General features: G+C 59.0%; 16 protein-coding genes and 1 riboswitch. Of the genes, 6 read left to right on the top strand and 10 right to left on the bottom strand.

The window, feature by feature from the left end; genetic code table 11:
• Window positions 1-32 precede the first annotated feature (32 nt).
• The 5 genes from parE to nudF are packed head-to-tail and all read right to left on the bottom strand — an operon-like array spanning window position 33 to window position 4,437.
• On the bottom strand, window positions 33-1,928 hold the full coding sequence (gene parE / locus IB144_RS03450) for a DNA topoisomerase IV subunit B (protein WP_002916844.1): 1,896 nt from the start codon (window positions 1,926-1,928) through the stop codon (window positions 33-35).
• A gap of 30 nt (window positions 1,929-1,958) precedes the next feature.
• Window positions 1,959-2,534: an esterase YqiA gene (gene yqiA / locus IB144_RS03445; protein ID WP_002916845.1), complete on the bottom strand. Its 576-nt coding sequence runs from the start codon at window positions 2,532-2,534 to the stop codon at window positions 1,959-1,961.
• The gene (gene cpdA, locus IB144_RS03440) at window positions 2,534-3,361 is read right to left on the bottom strand and encodes a 3',5'-cyclic-AMP phosphodiesterase (protein WP_002916846.1); all 828 of its coding nucleotides are present in this window, start codon (window positions 3,359-3,361) and stop codon (window positions 2,534-2,536) included. The genes yqiA and cpdA overlap by 1 nt, the downstream gene beginning before the upstream one ends.
• Window positions 3,362-3,385: 24 nt before the next feature.
• The gene (locus IB144_RS03435; protein WP_002916847.1) at window positions 3,386-3,808 is read right to left on the bottom strand and encodes a DUF1249 family protein; all 423 of its coding nucleotides are present in this window, start codon (window positions 3,806-3,808) and stop codon (window positions 3,386-3,388) included.
• Window positions 3,805-4,437: an ADP-ribose diphosphatase gene (nudF, locus tag IB144_RS03430; RefSeq protein ID WP_002916848.1), complete on the bottom strand. Its 633-nt coding sequence runs from the start codon at window positions 4,435-4,437 to the stop codon at window positions 3,805-3,807. Before nudF ends, IB144_RS03435 begins: the two co-directional genes overlap by 4 nt.
• A gap of 196 nt (window positions 4,438-4,633) precedes the next feature.
• On the opposite strand from nudF, the gene tolC reads away from it, so the two are divergent.
• The 3 genes from tolC (at window position 4,634) to IB144_RS03415 (ending at window position 8,108) form a co-directional block, all read left to right on the top strand.
• On the top strand, window positions 4,634-6,103 hold the full coding sequence (gene tolC / locus IB144_RS03425; RefSeq protein ID WP_004150921.1) for an outer membrane channel protein TolC: 1,470 nt from the start codon (window positions 4,634-4,636) through the stop codon (window positions 6,101-6,103).
• Window positions 6,104-6,270: 167 nt separating this feature from the next.
• On the top strand, window positions 6,271-6,942 hold the full coding sequence (locus IB144_RS03420) for a DUF1190 family protein (RefSeq protein ID WP_004181330.1): 672 nt from the start codon (window positions 6,271-6,273) through the stop codon (window positions 6,940-6,942).
• Between the two features lie 5 nt (window positions 6,943-6,947).
• Entirely contained in the window at window positions 6,948-8,108 is a 1,161-nt protein-coding gene (locus IB144_RS03415; protein WP_004144540.1) for a glutathionylspermidine synthase family protein, read from the top strand.
• Between the two features lie 44 nt (window positions 8,109-8,152).
• Here the strand turns inward: IB144_RS03415 and ygiD are convergent, their stop codons facing one another.
• Window positions 8,153-8,944, bottom strand: a complete 792-nt coding sequence (gene ygiD, locus IB144_RS03410) for a 4,5-DOPA dioxygenase extradiol (RefSeq protein ID WP_004174357.1) — start codon at window positions 8,942-8,944, stop codon at window positions 8,153-8,155.
• A gap of 186 nt (window positions 8,945-9,130) precedes the next feature.
• On the opposite strand from ygiD, the gene zupT reads away from it, so the two are divergent.
• Entirely contained in the window at window positions 9,131-9,901 is a 771-nt protein-coding gene (zupT, locus tag IB144_RS03405) for a zinc transporter ZupT (RefSeq protein ID WP_002916852.1), read from the top strand.
• A gap of 61 nt (window positions 9,902-9,962) precedes the next feature.
• On the opposite strand, the gene ribB is transcribed toward zupT, so the two are convergent.
• Window positions 9,963-10,616 carry a 3,4-dihydroxy-2-butanone-4-phosphate synthase gene (gene ribB, locus IB144_RS03400; protein WP_004185664.1) on the bottom strand — a complete coding sequence of 218 codons (654 nt, stop codon included), beginning with the start codon at window positions 10,614-10,616 and terminating at the stop codon, window positions 9,963-9,965.
• 105 nt (window positions 10,617-10,721) lie between these two features.
• Window positions 10,722-10,873: riboswitch (FMN riboswitch) on the bottom strand.
• Window positions 10,874-10,993: 120 nt separating this feature from the next.
• On the opposite strand from ribB, the gene IB144_RS03395 reads away from it, so the two are divergent.
• Complete coding sequence (locus IB144_RS03395) at window positions 10,994-11,266, top strand: accessory factor UbiK family protein (RefSeq protein ID WP_002916856.1); 273 nt, start codon at window positions 10,994-10,996, stop codon at window positions 11,264-11,266.
• A gap of 35 nt (window positions 11,267-11,301) precedes the next feature.
• Here the strand turns inward: IB144_RS03395 and glgS are convergent, their stop codons facing one another.
• A complete protein-coding gene (glgS, locus tag IB144_RS03390; protein ID WP_002916857.1) occupies window positions 11,302-11,499 on the bottom strand; it encodes a cell surface composition regulator GlgS in 198 nt (65 codons plus the stop codon).
• Here glgS and IB144_RS03385 point away from each other — a divergent pair.
• Window positions 11,491-11,640 carry a hypothetical protein gene (locus IB144_RS03385; RefSeq protein WP_004144536.1) on the top strand — a complete coding sequence of 50 codons (150 nt, stop codon included), beginning with the start codon at window positions 11,491-11,493 and terminating at the stop codon, window positions 11,638-11,640. The two genes, glgS and IB144_RS03385, sit on opposite strands and share 9 nt — an antisense overlap.
• A gap of 77 nt (window positions 11,641-11,717) precedes the next feature.
• Here the strand turns inward: IB144_RS03385 and hldE are convergent, their stop codons facing one another.
• Both hldE and glnE read right to left on the bottom strand, forming a co-directional pair.
• Window positions 11,718-13,151 (bottom strand): bifunctional D-glycero-beta-D-manno-heptose-7-phosphate kinase/D-glycero-beta-D-manno-heptose 1-phosphate adenylyltransferase HldE, encoded by a 1,434-nt coding sequence (gene hldE / locus IB144_RS03380; protein WP_002916858.1) that lies wholly within the window; start codon window positions 13,149-13,151, stop codon window positions 11,718-11,720.
• A gap of 58 nt (window positions 13,152-13,209) precedes the next feature.
• The gene (gene glnE, locus IB144_RS03375) at window positions 13,210-16,047 is read right to left on the bottom strand and encodes a bifunctional [glutamate--ammonia ligase]-adenylyl-L-tyrosine phosphorylase/[glutamate--ammonia-ligase] adenylyltransferase (RefSeq protein ID WP_065888806.1); all 2,838 of its coding nucleotides are present in this window, start codon (window positions 16,045-16,047) and stop codon (window positions 13,210-13,212) included.
• Window positions 16,048-16,058 lie beyond the last annotated feature (11 nt).

The raw sequence follows: 16,058 nt of genomic DNA, 5'->3' as shown, positions 1-16,058 counted from the left end.
GCTCCCTTTTACGTCTGGCGCAGCGTGCGGTCTTACACTTCCAGATCCGCCATATCGCCCTTCTCCTGCAGCCAGTTGCGACGATCTTCCGAACGCTTTTTGGCCAGCAGCATATCCATTATCGCCGTGGTCTGCTGCTCGTCCTCATCGCTGATCACCAGCTGCACCAGGCGGCGGGTATTCGGGTCAAGGGTGGTTTCGCGCAGCTGCATCGGGTTCATCTCGCCGAGCCCTTTAAAGCGCTGGACGTTTGGCTTGCCCTTCTTGCGCTTTAGCTGTTCCAGCACGCCGGTTTTTTCTTCTTCCGTCAGCGCGTAGTAAACCTCTTTGCCGAGGTCAATACGGTACAGCGGCGGCAGCGCCACGTAGACGTGCCCCTCTTTCACGAGGGTACGGAAATGTCTTACGAACAGCGCGCACAGCAGGGTGGCAATGTGCAGACCATCGGAGTCCGCATCCGCCAGAATACAAATTTTACCGTAGCGCAGCTGGCTTAAATCATCGCTATCCGGGTCAATACCAATCGCCACCGAAATGTCGTGCACTTCTTGCGAAGCTAACACTTCATCGGAAGAGACTTCCCAGGTATTAAGGATCTTGCCCTTCAGCGGCATGATCGCCTGATATTCGCGATCGCGCGCCTGCTTGGCTGAGCCGCCCGCCGAATCCCCTTCGACGAGGAACAGCTCGGTACGGTTCAGATCCTGGGCGGTACAGTCCGCCAGCTTACCCGGCAGCGCCGGACCGCTGGTCAGCTTTTTGCGCACCACTTTTTTGGCGGCGCGCAGACGGCGCTGGGCGCTGGAGATGGCCATCTCCGCCAGCAGCTCCGCGGCCTGCACGTTCTGATTCAGCCACAGGCTGAAGGCGTCCTTCACCACGCCGGAGACGAACGCCGCGCACTGGCGCGACGACAGGCGCTCTTTGGTTTGCCCGGCGAACTGCGGATCCTGCATCTTCACCGACAGCACGTAGGCGCAGCGATCCCAGATATCTTCCGCTGACAGCTTCACGCCGCGCGGCAGGATATTACGGTACTCGCAGAACTCACGCATCGCGTCGAGCAGCCCCTGACGCAGGCCATTAACGTGCGTCCCGCCCTGCATAGTCGGGATCAGGTTCACGTAGCTTTCGGTCAGCAGTTCGCCGCCTTCCGGCAGCCACAGCAGCGCCCAGTCCACCGCCTCCGTCTCGCCGGAGAAGGCGCCGACGAATGGTTTTTCCGGCAGCAGCGGCAGGCCGTTCACCGCTTCGCTCAGGTAATCGTTCAGGCCATCGGCATAGCACCAGCTCTGCTCGCTGTTGTTCACCTGGTCGCGGAAAACAATTTCCACGCCCGGGCACAGCACCGCTTTCGCTTTTAACAGGTGGGTCAGACGTGAAACGGAAAAGCGCGGGCTGTCGAAGAAGCTTTCGTCCGGCCAGAAATGGACGCTGGTCCCGGTATTGCGTTTGCCGCAGGTGCCGGTGACGTGCAGGTCTTCCACTTTTTCACCATTTTCAAAGGCGATGCTGTAGACCTGACCGTCGCGACGCACGTTGACCTCCACGCGTTTTGACAGGGCGTTGACTACCGAGATCCCCACCCCGTGCAGGCCGCCGGAAAACTGATAGTTTTTATTGGAAAACTTACCGCCCGCATGCAGCCGGCAGAGGATCAGCTCAACCGCCGGCACGCCCTCTTCCGGGTGGATGTCGACCGGCATCCCACGACCATCGTCAATGACCTCCAGGGACTGGTCGGCATGAAGGATAACTTCCACGCGTTTGGCGTGGCCTGCCAGCGCTTCATCCACACTGTTATCAATAACTTCCTGACCAAGATGGTTAGGACGAGTGGTGTCGGTATACATGCCCGGACGGCGGCGCACCGGCTCTAGCCCGGTGAGTACCTCAATGGCATCAGCATTATATGAAGATTGCGTCATGGTGTGTATTCGTAGGTCGTTCAGGGCCGTTTAGCGCAGGCCGAGAAATTCGATAATCTGAGTGAAATGATCGTCAAAGCCGACAAATGCGTGATTACCGCCCTCCTCTACCGTCTGCCGGCAAGAGGCGTAGTAATGAACGGCCTGGCGGTAATCAAGCACTTCATCCCCGGTCTGCTGCAGCAGCCAGAGTAAATCCGGCGCTTCGAGCGGGTCGATTTGCATGACTTTGAGATCGTAAATATGGCGAGACTCTAGCACATATTGCTGCCCGGTGTATGGATTCTCATTGTGGCCGAGAAAATTGTTTAGTAGTTCAAACGGCCGCACCGCCGGGTTAACCACCACCGCCGGCAGCATAAAGCACTGCGAAAGCCAGGTCGCGTAGTAGCCGCCCAGCGACGACCCTACGACCCCGAGCGGCTCGCCTCCGTGCTCCAGCACGATGGACTCCAACAGCTCCGCCGTTTCCGCCGGGTAAGGCGGCAACTCCGGCACCACCATGGTGATCTCAGGATAGTGCTGCGCCAGCCAGGTCTTTAACGCCGTCGCCTTCGCCGAGCGCGGAGAGCTGTTAAAGCCGTGCAGATAAAGGAGCGTCGCCATCAGTAGCCTTCTGAAGCAATATCCGGATGAAACGCGGCGCCTTCCAGGCGGCACACTTCGGTGGTCAGCGTCCCGTCAGGGTGAAGCTCCAGCCAGCGCCAGCCCGGTGACACCGTATCCAGAGTGAAATTGGCACAGTGCGGTTTAAACTGGACGCAGGTCGACGGCGTCGCCATCATGCGCCGGCCATTCCAGTCGAGATCCAGTTCCTGATGAATATGGCCGCACAAAAGATGCTTCACCCGCGGCCAGGCGCTCAACGCGCTGTCCAGCGCGCCGGCGTTGCGCAGACTATGCTGATCCAGCCAGCTGCAGCCGGCCGGCAGCGGATGATGGTGCAGCAGGAGTAAAGTATAGCGCTCCGGCGCCTCCGCCAGCTTATGTTCGAGCCACTCCAGCTGGAAGTCGCTCAGCTCGCCATGGGGAACGCCAAACACCTGGCTGTCGAGCAGCAGGATCTGCCAGCGATCGCCGAGAAACACGCGCTTGGCAGGGGAAATGCCCGCCTCCTGCAGGGTGCTGTACATCGCCGGCTGGAAATCATGATTGCCCGGTAGCCAGACGCAGGGTGCAGCAAAACTCGCGATGCCCTCAGCAAAATGCTGATAGGCCGCGGAGGAGTGGTCCTGCGCCAGATCGCCTGTTGCGACAATCAGATCGCATGGACGCTGTGAGGCATGAATGGCCGACAGTACGGCCTGATAGCTATCCCAGGTATTGATGCCTAACAACGTTTCATGCTTTTCAGCAAACAGGTGAGTATCAGTAATTTGTAATATCCTGACTCTGGCCTCACCAGCCAGAGGTAGGTTTAACAGGCTTTCCAAATGGTGTCCTTAGGTTTAACGACGCTAACAAACCGGAATCGCCATCGCTCCATGTGCTAAACAGTAACGCAGCCAGTCGGCCAAAAACTGGTTAATTTGATGCTTTTCGTCGCGTTGATGCAACTTTTTATTAGGATAATCATATCGCGCTTTGAAGCGAAAGATCTGCTGACTCGAACACACTTCGGCCACCATGGCGTCATGGTAGAGGCGGACGGTCATCGATGGCAGGCTCCAGTAGCTCACTGCAGGCAGAGTCTGCTCTATTGCCACCAGAGTAGTGTAGCGGGTCGATTCAACTATCGTTAACCGATACTGCGCGCTTCCCACCTGATAGCTTACCTTCTCACCCGCTGCATCCGTTCGCGGCAACAGGCGGCGCAACTGCGCGAAATTGGTCTCGCACAGGCGCATCATCTCAGGGAAGTCAGGTGTATAACGCTTCATTTTGTCCACTCATTTCGTAAATTGTGATAATGCAATTGCAGCCATTGCAAGGCGATGACAGAGGCTGCGTTGTCGATTTTCCCCTCTTCTACCCACTGGTAAGCCTGCTCCCGACTCACCACATGCACCCGAATATCCTCGTTTTCCTCGGCCAGGCCGTGAATGCCTTTTGCCGTCGATGCATCAACTTCTCCCACCAGGATCGATAACCGTTCGCTGGTGCCGCCGGGACTGGCCAGATAGCTTAATATTGGTTTCGTCCGCCCAACTTCAAGCCCGGCCTCCTCCAGCGCTTCCCGACGGGCAACATCTTCCACCGTTTCACCCGCTTCAATCATGCCGGCGACCATCTCCAGCAGCCACGGGCTCTCGCTGGTATCATAGGCGGCGATACGGATTTGTTCGACCAGCACCACTTCGTCGCGCACCGGGTCAAAGGGTAGCAAGACGGCGGCGTGCCCGCGCTCAAAAATTTCACGGGTGATTTCGCCACTCATTCCGCCGTTAAACAGGCGGTGGCGAAAACGGTATAAATCGAGCGAAAAAAAACCACGATATAGCGTTTCGCGTGCAATAATTTCTACATCATTTTTGGAGAAGGTAATTCCCTGCTGTGTGGGTTTGCTCATTGTCATGTCCTGCGAATCTGAAATTAGGGATTTCCAAACCGTTTGGCTACCGTTTTACGGTCCGTATGTTAGATTGGTGCAAATTACCGCCGGATGGCACGTAACGCCAACTTTTTACGGCGGCAGAATCGATACAATCAGCGGAATTTTTCTTAGAATTAGACCAGCGCTAAATGCTTCACAACAAGGAATGCAAATGAAGAAATTGCTCCCCATTCTTATCGGCCTGAGCCTGACCGGGTTCAGCGCCATGAGCCAGGCGGAAAACCTGCTTCAGGTTTACCAGCAGGCACGCATCAGCAACCCCGATCTGCGTAAATCGGCAGCCGATCGTGACGCCGCGTTCGAAAAGATCAACGAAGCGCGCAGTCCATTACTGCCTCAGCTTGGGCTGGGAGCGGATTATACCTATACCAATGGCTATCGCGACAGCAACGGCGTCAACTCTAACGTCACCAGCGGTTCGCTGCAGTTAACGCAGGTTCTGTTTGATATGTCGAAATGGCGCGCCCTGACGCTGCAGGAAAAAACGGCAGGGATTCAGGATGTCACGTATCAGACCGATCAGCAAACACTGATTCTGAATACCGCGACGGCCTATTTTAAAGTGCTGGCCGCCATCGACACGCTCTCCTATACCGAAGCGCAGAAACAGGCTATTTACCGCCAGTTGGATCAAACCACGCAGCGCTTTAACGTAGGCCTGGTGGCGATCACCGACGTACAGAACGCCCGTTCACAATACGATGCCGTGCTGGCGAACGAAGTCACCGCGCGTAACGATCTCGACAACGCCGTCGAAGGACTGCGTCAGGTCACCGGTAATTACTATCCGGAGCTGGCCTCCCTGAACGTGAATGGCTTTAAAACCAACAAGCCGCAGGCGGTCAACGCCCTGCTGAAGGAAGCGGAGAACCGCAACCTGTCGTTGCTGCAGGCGCGTCTGAGCCAGGACCTGGCCCGCGAGCAGATTCGTCAGGCGCAGGACGGCCATTTGCCGACCCTGAACCTTTCCGCCTCTACCGGGGTCTCGAATACGCGTTACAACGGTTCGAAAACCAATACCCCGCTCGCCTACAACGACAGTGATAACGGGCAGAACCAAATCGGCCTGAACTTCTCTCTGCCACTGTACCAGGGCGGCGCGGTGACCTCGCAGGTCAAGCAGGCACAATACAACTTCGTTGGCGCCAGCGAGCAGCTGGAAAGCGCCCACCGCAGCGTCGTGCAGACTGTGCGTTCATCGTTTAACAACGTGAACGCCTCCATCAGCAGCATCAACGCCTACAAACAGGCGGTGGTCTCTGCGCAAAGCTCCCTGGATGCCATGGAAGCTGGCTACTCGGTGGGTACGCGTACTATCGTTGACGTCCTCGACGCCACCACTACGCTGTATAACGCTAAGCAGCAGCTCTCGAATGCGCGCTACAACTACCTGATCAACGAGCTGAACATTAAGTCGGCGTTAGGTACCCTGAACGAGCAGGATCTGGTCGCCCTGAACAACACGCTGGGTAAACCCATCTCCACCTCCGCAGATAGCGTCGCGCCGGAAAATCCGCAACAGGATGCCACCGCTGATGGCTACGGCAACACTACCGCGGCGGTGAAGCCGGCGTCCGCACGGACCACCCAGAGCAGCGGCAGCAATCCGTTCCGTCAGTAATTCTCATACTGTGATGCGCATCGCCTGTCCGTCGGACAGGCGATGCGTTAAACGTAAGGCAACGTAAAGATCCCCCGCTTAGCGCCCCTCTTCGCTTCATTTTCCACCACTCATCCTCTATCCTGAGCGTTAACACACGCCATACCACTGGGTCCTGGAAGACAAATATGAAACGGACAAAAAATATTAATCATTCGTCGTTCCGCAAAAGCTGGAGCGCACGCCATCTGACGCCGGTCGCGCTGGCCGTTACCGCGGTCTTTATGCTCGCCGGTTGTGAAAAAAGCGACGAAACGGTGTCGCTGTACCAGAACGCCGATGACTGCTCCGCCGCCAACCCGGGCAAAGCAGCCGAATGCACCACGGCCTACACCAACGCGGTAAAAGAGGCAGAGCGCACTGCGCCGAAGTATGCCACCCGCGAAGACTGCGTCGCCGAGTTTGGCGAAGGCCAGTGCCAGCAGACGCCAGCCCAGGCGGGCGTCGCCCCGGAAAACCAGGCGCAGGCGCAAAGCAGCGGCAGCTTCTGGATGCCGCTGATGGCCGGCTACATGATGGGCCGCCTGATGGGCGGCGGCATGGCGCAACAGCAGCCGCTGTTCAGCTCGAAAAATCCGGCCAGCCCGGCCTACGGTCAGTACACTGACGCCAGCGGCAAGAGCTATGGCGCCGCCCAGCCGGGCCGCACCATAAATGTGCCGAAAACCGCGATGGCGCCGAAGCCAGCCACCACCACCACCGTCACCCGCGGCGGCTTTGGCGAGTCGGTAGCGAAACAGTCGACCATGCAGCGTAGCGCCGCAGGCTCAACGTCCTCTTCTCGCTCAATGGGCGGCTAAGCAACATGGAAAGAGTCAGTATTACCGAGCGCCCGGACTGGCGCGAGAAAGCGACCGAGTACGGTTTCAACTTCCATACCATGTACGGCGAGCCCTACTGGAGCGAAGAGGCGTATTACAAGCTGACCCTCGCGCAGGTGGAAAAGCTGGAAGCGGTCACCGCTGAGCTACATCAGATGTGCCTCCAGGTGGTGGAAAAAGTGATCGCCAGCGATGAGCTGATGACCAAATTCCGCATCCCTAAACACACCTGGGGTTTTGTACGTCAGTCGTGGAAAACCAACCAGCCGTCGCTCTACTCACGTCTCGACCTGGCCTGGGATGGCGTCGGCGAACCGAAGCTGCTGGAGAACAATGCCGACACCCCGACCTCGCTGTATGAAGCGGCCTTCTTCCAGTGGATCTGGCTGGAAGATCAGCTCAACGCCGGCAAGCTGCCGGCGGGCAGCGACCAGTTCAACAGTTTGCAGGAAAAGCTGATCGATCGCTTCGGCGAGCTGCGCGAGCAGTTTGGCTTTCAGCTGCTGCATATGGCCTGCTGCCGCGATACCGTTGAAGATCGCGGTACCGTGCAGTATCTGCAGGACTGCGCCGCTGAAGCGGGGCTGGCGACGGAATTCCTCTACGTTGAAGATATCGGCCTGGGCGAAAAAGGCCAGTTTACCGATCTGCAGGATCAGGTGATTGGCAATCTGTTCAAGCTCTATCCGTGGGAGTTTATGCTGCGGGAGATGTTCTCCACCAAGCTGGAAGACGCTGGCGTCCGCTGGCTGGAGCCGGCGTGGAAAAGCATTATCTCCAACAAGGCGCTGCTGCCAATGCTGTGGGAGATGTTCCCCAATCACCCTAATCTGCTGGCGGCCTACTTCAGCGAAGATACTCACCCGGAGATGGAGAAGTACGTCATTAAGCCAATCTTCTCCCGCGAAGGCGCTAACGTGTCGATCGTTGAAAATGGCAAAGTGGTGGAGGCAGTAGAAGGCCCGTACGGGGAAGAAGGCACCATCGTGCAGGCGTTTTACCCGCTGCCGAAGTTTGGCGATAGCTATACGCTGATTGGCAGCTGGCTCATCAACGACCAGCCTGCAGGGATCGGTATTCGCGAAGACCGGGCGCTGATCACCCAGGATCTGTCGCGCTTCTATCCGCACATTTTCGTCGAATAATGCCGCGCTCCGGCGACGGTAAATGCCGCCGGAGCGCGCTATCATCAGGCGCCAACCAACACCGACAGCATGCTCAGCGAGCCCATCTCGATGCCATCGACCGGGATCGTCATCGCCTCAACGCCATCCCACGTCCCCAGGACATACAGCAGCGGCAGGAAATGCTCCGCCGTCGGGTTGGAGAGCGAGCCCCCTTCGTGTGCCAGGTAGTTAACCAGCGGGTGCTGCTCGTCCAGCCCCTGCCATTGCAGATTCGCCTTCACGTAGTTATTGAAGGACTCTGCCCAAGGGTACGGCGTGTTCTCGCCATGCCAGCGGGCGGTGCGCAGGTTATGCACCACGTTGCCGCTGGCCACCAGCATAATGCCTTCATCACGCAGCGAGGCCAGTTTCCGCCCCATTTCGAGATGCCAGGCCGGCGGTTTGGTGCTGTCGATGCTCAACTGAACCATCGGGATATCCGCCTGCGGATACATTTTAATCAGCACGCCCCACGAGCCATGGTCAAATCCCCAGGCTTCTGTATCGAGGGTGACCGGCACCGGCGAGAGCAGCTCCACCAGCCGTTGCGCCAGCGCCGGGGAGCCCGGCGCCGGATAATGCGTGTCATACAGCGCCTGCGGAAAACCGCCGAAGTCATGAATGGTCTTCGGCGCCTCCATCGCCGTTACGCCCGTACCGCGCGTAAACCAGTGCGCAGAGACCACCACGATCGCTTTCGGACGCGGCAGGGTTTCGCCCAGTTGAGCCCAGGCGCGGGTATAACGGTTGTCTTCCAGCACGTTCATTGGGCTGCCATGGCCGAGAAACAACGCGGGCATTCGGGTACGGGACATGATGATATCCTTAGGGTGTCAATGTGATGTGCTCACATTACGCGCTTTTGCGCCAGGATAAACTCAGATAACCATGATGATGATCGTCAGAAAATTTGAATGTAATTCGCGGTAAAGGGACGTGTCCCGTACGCGCATCCTCAGGCAATATACTCGTATGTAATTATTTTCACAGGGAGAGAAGCGATGTCATCACCCTTAATATTGACGCTGTTAGCCGGTAGCGCAACCTTCATTGGCGCCATATTCGGCGTGATTGGCCAGAAACCCTCTAACCGCCTGCTTGGCTTCTCCCTCGGCTTTGCCGCCGGGATTATGCTATTGATTTCTTTGATGGAAATGCTGCCTGCCGCGCTGGCCGCCGAGGGCATGTCGCCGCTGCTCGGCTACGGAATGTTTGTTGTCGGCCTGCTGGGTTACTTTGGTCTTGACCGCCTGCTGCCGCACGCCCACCCGCAGGATCTGATGACTCCCGCCATGCCGCGCCCGCGCAACTTACGCCGCACCGCTATTCTTTTGACACTGGGGATCAGCCTGCATAACTTTCCGGAAGGGATCGCCACCTATGTCACGGCCAGCAACAACCTCGAGCTTGGCATGGGCGTCGCCCTGGCCGTCGCCCTGCACAATATTCCGGAAGGACTGGCGGTTGCCGGACCGGTGTATGCCGCCACCGGCTCGCGCAGCAAAGCGGTGCTCTGGGCCGGGCTTTCCGGCATGGCGGAAATTTTGGGCGGCGTGCTGGCGTGGTTGATTCTGGGGAGCCTGGTCTCGCCGCTGGTGATGGGCGCGATCATGGCTGCCGTCGCCGGGATTATGGTGGCGCTGTCGGTCGATGAACTGATGCCGCTGGCGAAAGAGATCGATCCGCAAAGCAATCCAAGCTACGGCGTCCTGTGCGGGATGTCGGTCATGGGGCTGAGCCTGGTGGTACTCCAGACGATGGGCATCGGTTAAAGCGCAGAAACAACACAGCCCACTAACAAGTGGGCTGTGCTCGGGCGTAGCGAACCGCTATTTAGCTGGCTTTACGCTCATGTTCGCGACGATAGGCCACCAGATCTTCAATCGTGACTACCGCCATATTGTGCTGCTGAGCGAACTTGATGCACTCCGGCGCGCGGGCCATGGTGCCATCGTCATTGGTCAGCTCGCACAGCACGCCTGCCGGTTTAAAGCCAGCCAGGGTCACGAGGTCGATAGTGGCTTCAGTGTGGCCGCCGCGGGTCAGTACGCCGCCCGGCTGCGCACGCAGCGGGAAGACGTGACCTGGACGGTTAAGATCGGAAGGTTTCGCGCCGTCGGCGATGGCCGCGCGGACGGTGGTCACGCGGTCGGCAGCGGAGACGCCGGTGGTCACACCTTCGGCCGCTTCGATGGTCACGGTGAAGCCGGTGCCGTAGGCGCTGGTGTTGTTCTCTACCATCATCGGCAGATCCAGCTGTTTGCGGCGTTCTTCGGTCAGGCACAGGCACACAATGCCGCTGCCGTGACGAATGGTCAGCGCCATCTGCTCAACGGTCATGGTTTCAGCGGCGAAGATCATATCGCCTTCGTTTTCACGGTCTTCATCATCAAGCACCATCACGCCGCGGCCTTCGCGCAGGGCGTCCAAAGCGTGTTCCACACGTTCAAAAGCGGTACCAAAAGAAGAAAGGAGCGTCTGATTCATGGTAAAAAAACCTCATTAAAATTATGGTTACCAGAATCAGGGCAGTCTTAGGAGCGCCGGTTTAGCGGCAAAAGTCAACGCGAGCGGGCCTGGGCCCGACTGTGCCGTTACTCTCTCCCATCCGGACTTTAACCGTCGGCCCCGGAATTACACCGGATCTGCTGACCTTCCCGTAGTCACGGGAAGCGCTCGCGGGCTTTCAACGCCATGGTTGATTTACCGCCGGTGGGGAATTTCGCCCCGCCCTGAGAATAAGCGAGATAACTATAACGCTATTGACTATCCTCGGCAATGCATAAGCTTCAAACATTTCTGGTTTATAGGCGGCCTGGTTCGCACTACAATGATCAATCATCCGACCCGAGCAGGAAACCACCATGATTGACCCGAAAAAAATTGAACAAATCGCCCGCCAGGTCCATGAGTCGATGCCAAAAGGACTTCGCGATCTGGGTGAGGATGTTGAGAAGAAAATCCGCCAGGCGCTGCAGTCGCAGCTGACCCGTCTGGATCTGGTTAGCCGCGAAGAGTTTGACGTGCAGACTCAGGTGCTGCTGCGGACCCGGGAAAAACTGGCGCTGCTGGAGCAGCGCCTGAATGACCTCGAAAACCGCCCGGCGGCGACGCCGGGCAGCGAAGAGCAGCAGTAAAAAACGGGCCCCTGGGGGCCCGTTTTGCGTTTGGCTTAATGGGCGGCTTCCGCCTGACTACTCACCTGGCGACAGTACAGTTCATAGCGCTGGCAAAACCATTCACGATGTTCTTCATCCATATTGCCGACAATGGCCTGAAGATCAACTGGCTGGCCCTGGGCGTGCATTCTGGCGAAACTCCGCGCCAAAAAATCAAAATTCTTCATTGAATACATATCGTTATGGTTCATGCGCATACTCCTTCAGCGGTGGATGTTCTGATCAGTCATATGCCTTTTACTCACTTCAGTATTTACGCTTACCTTAACGCGATTTGTACGAAAAATGCGCTTAACATGATTATTTATTGCGCTAAATCATTTTCCACATGATTAAATAAAAACGGCCCGCGATACGTCTATCGCAGGCCGTGATGCTTCACCGTACAAACCGGTGAATAGCGAAAAGCTTATTTGTCGCTATCTTTTTGTATTTTCTTAATAATATTGGTAGTTGAGCAGCCATCTTCAAAGTTGAGCACCAGCACTTCGCCACCGTTCGCCCAGACCTCTTCGCTGCCGGCGATCTGCTCCGGTTTGTAGTCGCCGCCCTTGACCAGCAGATCCGGCAGGATGCCAGCGATCAGGCGCTGCGGAGTATCTTCTTCGAAGGAGACCACCCAGTCGACGGCTTCCAGCGCCCCCAGCACGATCATCCGCTGTTCCAGCGGGTTCACCGGGCGGGTTTCGCCTTTCAGACGTTTGGTGGAGGCATCGCTGTTGACCGCCACGATCAGACGGTCGCCCAGCTTGCGCGCATTCGCCAGATAGGAGACATGACCGGCATGCAGAATGTCGAAGACGCCGTTGGTCATCACCACTTTCTCGCCGCGCTTGCGCGCCGCCGCAACCGCCTGTTTGAGCTCCTCTTCGCTCATCACGCCAAAGCCGGTCTCAGCCCGGCCGCGGACCGCGTTTTCCAGCTCGACAGGGGAAACGGTGGATGTACCCAGCTTACCGACCACCACGCCCGCCGCGGCGTTAGCGAAATAGCAGGCCTCTTCCAGGGTGTTGCCGGACGCCAGGGTCGCCGCCAGCACGCCAATCACCGTGTCGCCGGCGCCGGTCACGTCGTACACTTCCTGGGCCTGGGTCGGCATATGCAGCGGCGGACGCCCCGGCTGCAGCAGCGTCATCCCCTGCTCAGAGCGCGTCACCAGCAGCGCCGACAGTTCGAATTCGGCGATGAGCTTCATGCCGCGCTCAACGATCTGCGCTTCATCCTGGCACTTGCCCACCACCGCTTCAAACTCAGAGAGGTTCGGGGTGAGCAACGTCGCGCCGCGATAGCGTTCGAAATCGGTGCCTTTCGGATCGATCAGCACCGGCACGCCCGCTTCACGTGCGAGTCGGATCATGGTCTGGACGCTGGTCAGCGCCCCTTTGGCATAGTCCGAAAGGACCAGCGCGCCAATAGAGCCCAGCGCCTGCTGAATGCGCTCGTGCATCGGCTGCGGATCGACGCCGGAGAAGCCCTCTTCAAAGTCGAGGCGGATCAGCTGTTGATTGCGCGACAGCACCCGCAGCTTGGTGATAGTCGGGTGAGTCGGGACGGAGACGAAGTCGCACTTCACATTGACGTTGGCCAGCGCCTGGCTCAGCGCGCGGGCGGCGTCATCAATCCCGGTCAATCCCACCAGGCGCGAGGTTGCCCCCAGCGAGGCAATGTTCATCGCTACGTTTGCCGCGCCGCCAGGACGTTCTTCGATATTTTCCACCTTCACCACCGGCACCGGGGCTTCCGGGGAAATACGACTGGTGGGGCCGTACCAGTAGCGGTCCAGCATCACATCACCCACCACCAACACTCCTGCACGTTCAAACTCCGGCAGCGTTACTTTCATGACTCTCTCCTGCGAGACGCAAACTTTGCGCGCGATAATAGCACACCCGATTTTATAGTTAAGCCATCAGCCATTTCTGCCAGCTGGCGCTGACCTGCTCGCGCTCCCGGCTGAAGGCCTCTGGCGCCACGTGTCCCGGCAGCTCCTGCAGGGCCAGGTGATGGAGCGCGTCACGCAAGGTGGTGTACGCGTGCGTTAAGGCGCGCGCTTCCTCCTCGTCCATGATGTCGTTCTGCGCCAGCAGCTCGAGAATACGCACATTATCAGACCAGCGGGTCAGCTTCGGCTTGTCGCTGGCATAGCGTAGGACCAGATACTGGGTAATAAATTCAATATCCGTGATCCCGCCGGCATCGGCTTTGATATCAAAACGATTGGGATGCTTGTTGCCGAGGTGGGCGCGCATCTTCTCGCGCATCTCGCGAACCTCGGTCTGCAGGGTTGCGCCCTCCCGCGGGGTGGTCAGGATATCGCGACGAATGGCGTCAAAGCGCGCCTGCAACGCCGGGTCGCCATAGACCACACGGGCGCGCACCAGCGCCTGATGCTCCCACGTCCAGGCCTCGTTCTGCTGATAGTCGGCAAACGCGTCAGCGGTGGTAACCAGCATCCCCGCCGCGCCGGAAGGGCGCAGCCGGGCGTCCACTTCGTAGAGAATACCGGACGAGGTGCGGGTGCTGAACAGATGCATGATCCGCTGGGCCAGCCGCAGGTAGAACTGACGGCCGTCAATCTCCCGCTCGCCGTCGGTCATCACCTCCGCCGGACAGTCATGGAGGAACACCAGGTCGAGATCGGAGCTGTAGCCCAGCTCCCAACCGCCGAGCTTGCCGTAGCCGACGACGGCGAAGCCGCGCCCCTGGCGATCGTGCAGGTGGGTCGGCAGGCCGTAGCGAGCCACCATCTGCCCCCATGCCTGCTGCACCACCGCATCGAGGATCGCTTCGGCAAGCCAGGTTAAATGGTCGCTGACCTTCATCACCGGTAGGGTGCCGGCGATATCCGCCGCCGCGATATGTAGCTGCTGCGCCTGCTTGAACTGGCGCAACGCCTCCAGCTGCTGCTCTTCATCCTCTTCCGGCACCCGCAGCAGATACTGACGCAGCTCGTCGCGATAGGCATCGGTCGCCGTCGGCTGATAGAGGGTGTTGGGATCCAGCAGCTCATCCAGCAGCAGCGGGTGGCGCGCCAGCTGGCTGGCGACCATCGGCGATGCCGCGCAGAGCGTAATCAGGTGTTTCAGCGCGCCGGGGAATTCGCTCAGCAGTTCAAGATAGGTGGTGCGGGTGACGATGCCGGTCAACAGCGGCGTGATCCGCGCCAGAGGCAGCGGCGCATCGGCGCGCGAGCAGATTTCGCTCAGCAGATGCGGCATCAGCTGATCCAGCACCTGGCGGCCGCGCGGGCCGATGGTGCGCCGATCCAGCTCTTTGCGGAAATCGGCAATCAGCGCCAGCACGCTGCGGCGGTCGGCGTCGTTTAAATGCGCCAGCGCCGGACTGGCGTCATCTTCTTCCAGCGCATCCTGCCACAGCTCGCGCCAGTACTCGGCCAGCTGCTCATCTGGCGACTGAGCCTCGTCATCGCCGATCAGTTCATTAAACACCCGCCGTACGTTGGCCATATGGTTCGCCAGCTGCGCGCTCAGCGTCTCCCAGTCATCGGTATACATCCCCCACGCCAGTCTGGCGCGGTTCAGTTCATCCTGCGGCAGGGTCTGGGTCTGTTCATCGTTGATACTTTGCAGCAGGTTTTCCAGCCGGCGCAGGAACAGATAGGCCGCGCGCAGCAGCGTCGCGTCGCCTTCCGGCAGCAGATGCAGCTCATCAATCGCCGCCAGTGTCGGCAATAACGCGCGCTGCTGCAGCGCAGGTTCGCGACCGCCGCGGATCAGCTGAAAGACCTGAACGATAAATTCAATTTCACGAATGCCGCCGGCGCCGAGCTTGATGTTGTCTTTCAGCCCGCGACGCCGCACTTCACGGGCGATCATGCCTTTCATGTTACGCAGCGACTGGATCACGCTGAAGTCGATATAGCGGCGGAAGACGAAGGGGCGAAGCATCGCGCGCAGTTCGCTGGCGTAGGCGCCGTCGTTATCGCCCATGATCCGCGCTTTCACCATCGCGTAGCGTTCCCAGTCCCGCCCCTGCTCCTGGTAATAATCTTCCAGCGCCGCAAAGCTGAGCACCAGCGGCCCGCTGTCGCCAAACGGCCGCAGGCGCATGTCCACCCGATAAACAAAGCCGTCCTGCGTCGGCTGGTCGAGCGCCTTGATAAGCCGCTGCCCCAGGCGGGTAAAGAACTGGGCGTTATCCAGCTCGCGGCGGCCGCCGCGGGTGGCGCCATGCTCCGGCCAGGCAAAGATCAGATCGATATCGGAAGAGAAGTTCAGCTCGCCGCCGCCCAGCTTTCCCATCCCGAGGATCAGCAGCGGCTGCGGCTGACCCTCGGCGTTGCATGGCGTTCCCCACTCTTTACAGCAGGCGGCGTACAGCCAGTCGCGGGCGGCGACAATCAGGGTCTCCGCCAGGACGCTCAGCTGCTGCAGCGTCTCTTCTTCGCGCACCAGCGACAACGCCTGCGCCCAGGCGATGCGGACCATCATCTGGCGGCGGAAGAGACGCAGCTCTCGCATCAACCCCGCTTCGTCAGTGACGGCCTGCAGGCGCTCCTGCAGCCAGGCTTCGTAATGCCGCCACTCTTCCGCCGCCGGCGCGGAGTCCGCAAGCTCATTCAGCCAGCCCGGCTGAGCGATCACACTCTGTTCGACAAAATCGCTGAACGCCATCACCGACCTGGCCTGTGGGCTCAGTTCGGCAACGGGAAAATCCGCTGGCAGACGGTCAGCGACCGTCTGCCAGTGCTGCTGTAACTGCGGAGAAAGCGGCATCATAAGGGCTCCCT

The sequence above is a fragment of the Klebsiella sp. K4 genome (genome assembly GCF_014596785.2).
Classification (GTDB): domain Bacteria; phylum Pseudomonadota; class Gammaproteobacteria; order Enterobacterales; family Enterobacteriaceae; genus Klebsiella; species Klebsiella pneumoniae.
Note: the sequence above shows the minus strand (reverse complement) of the source record. Positions and strands in the feature narration are given on the sequence as shown.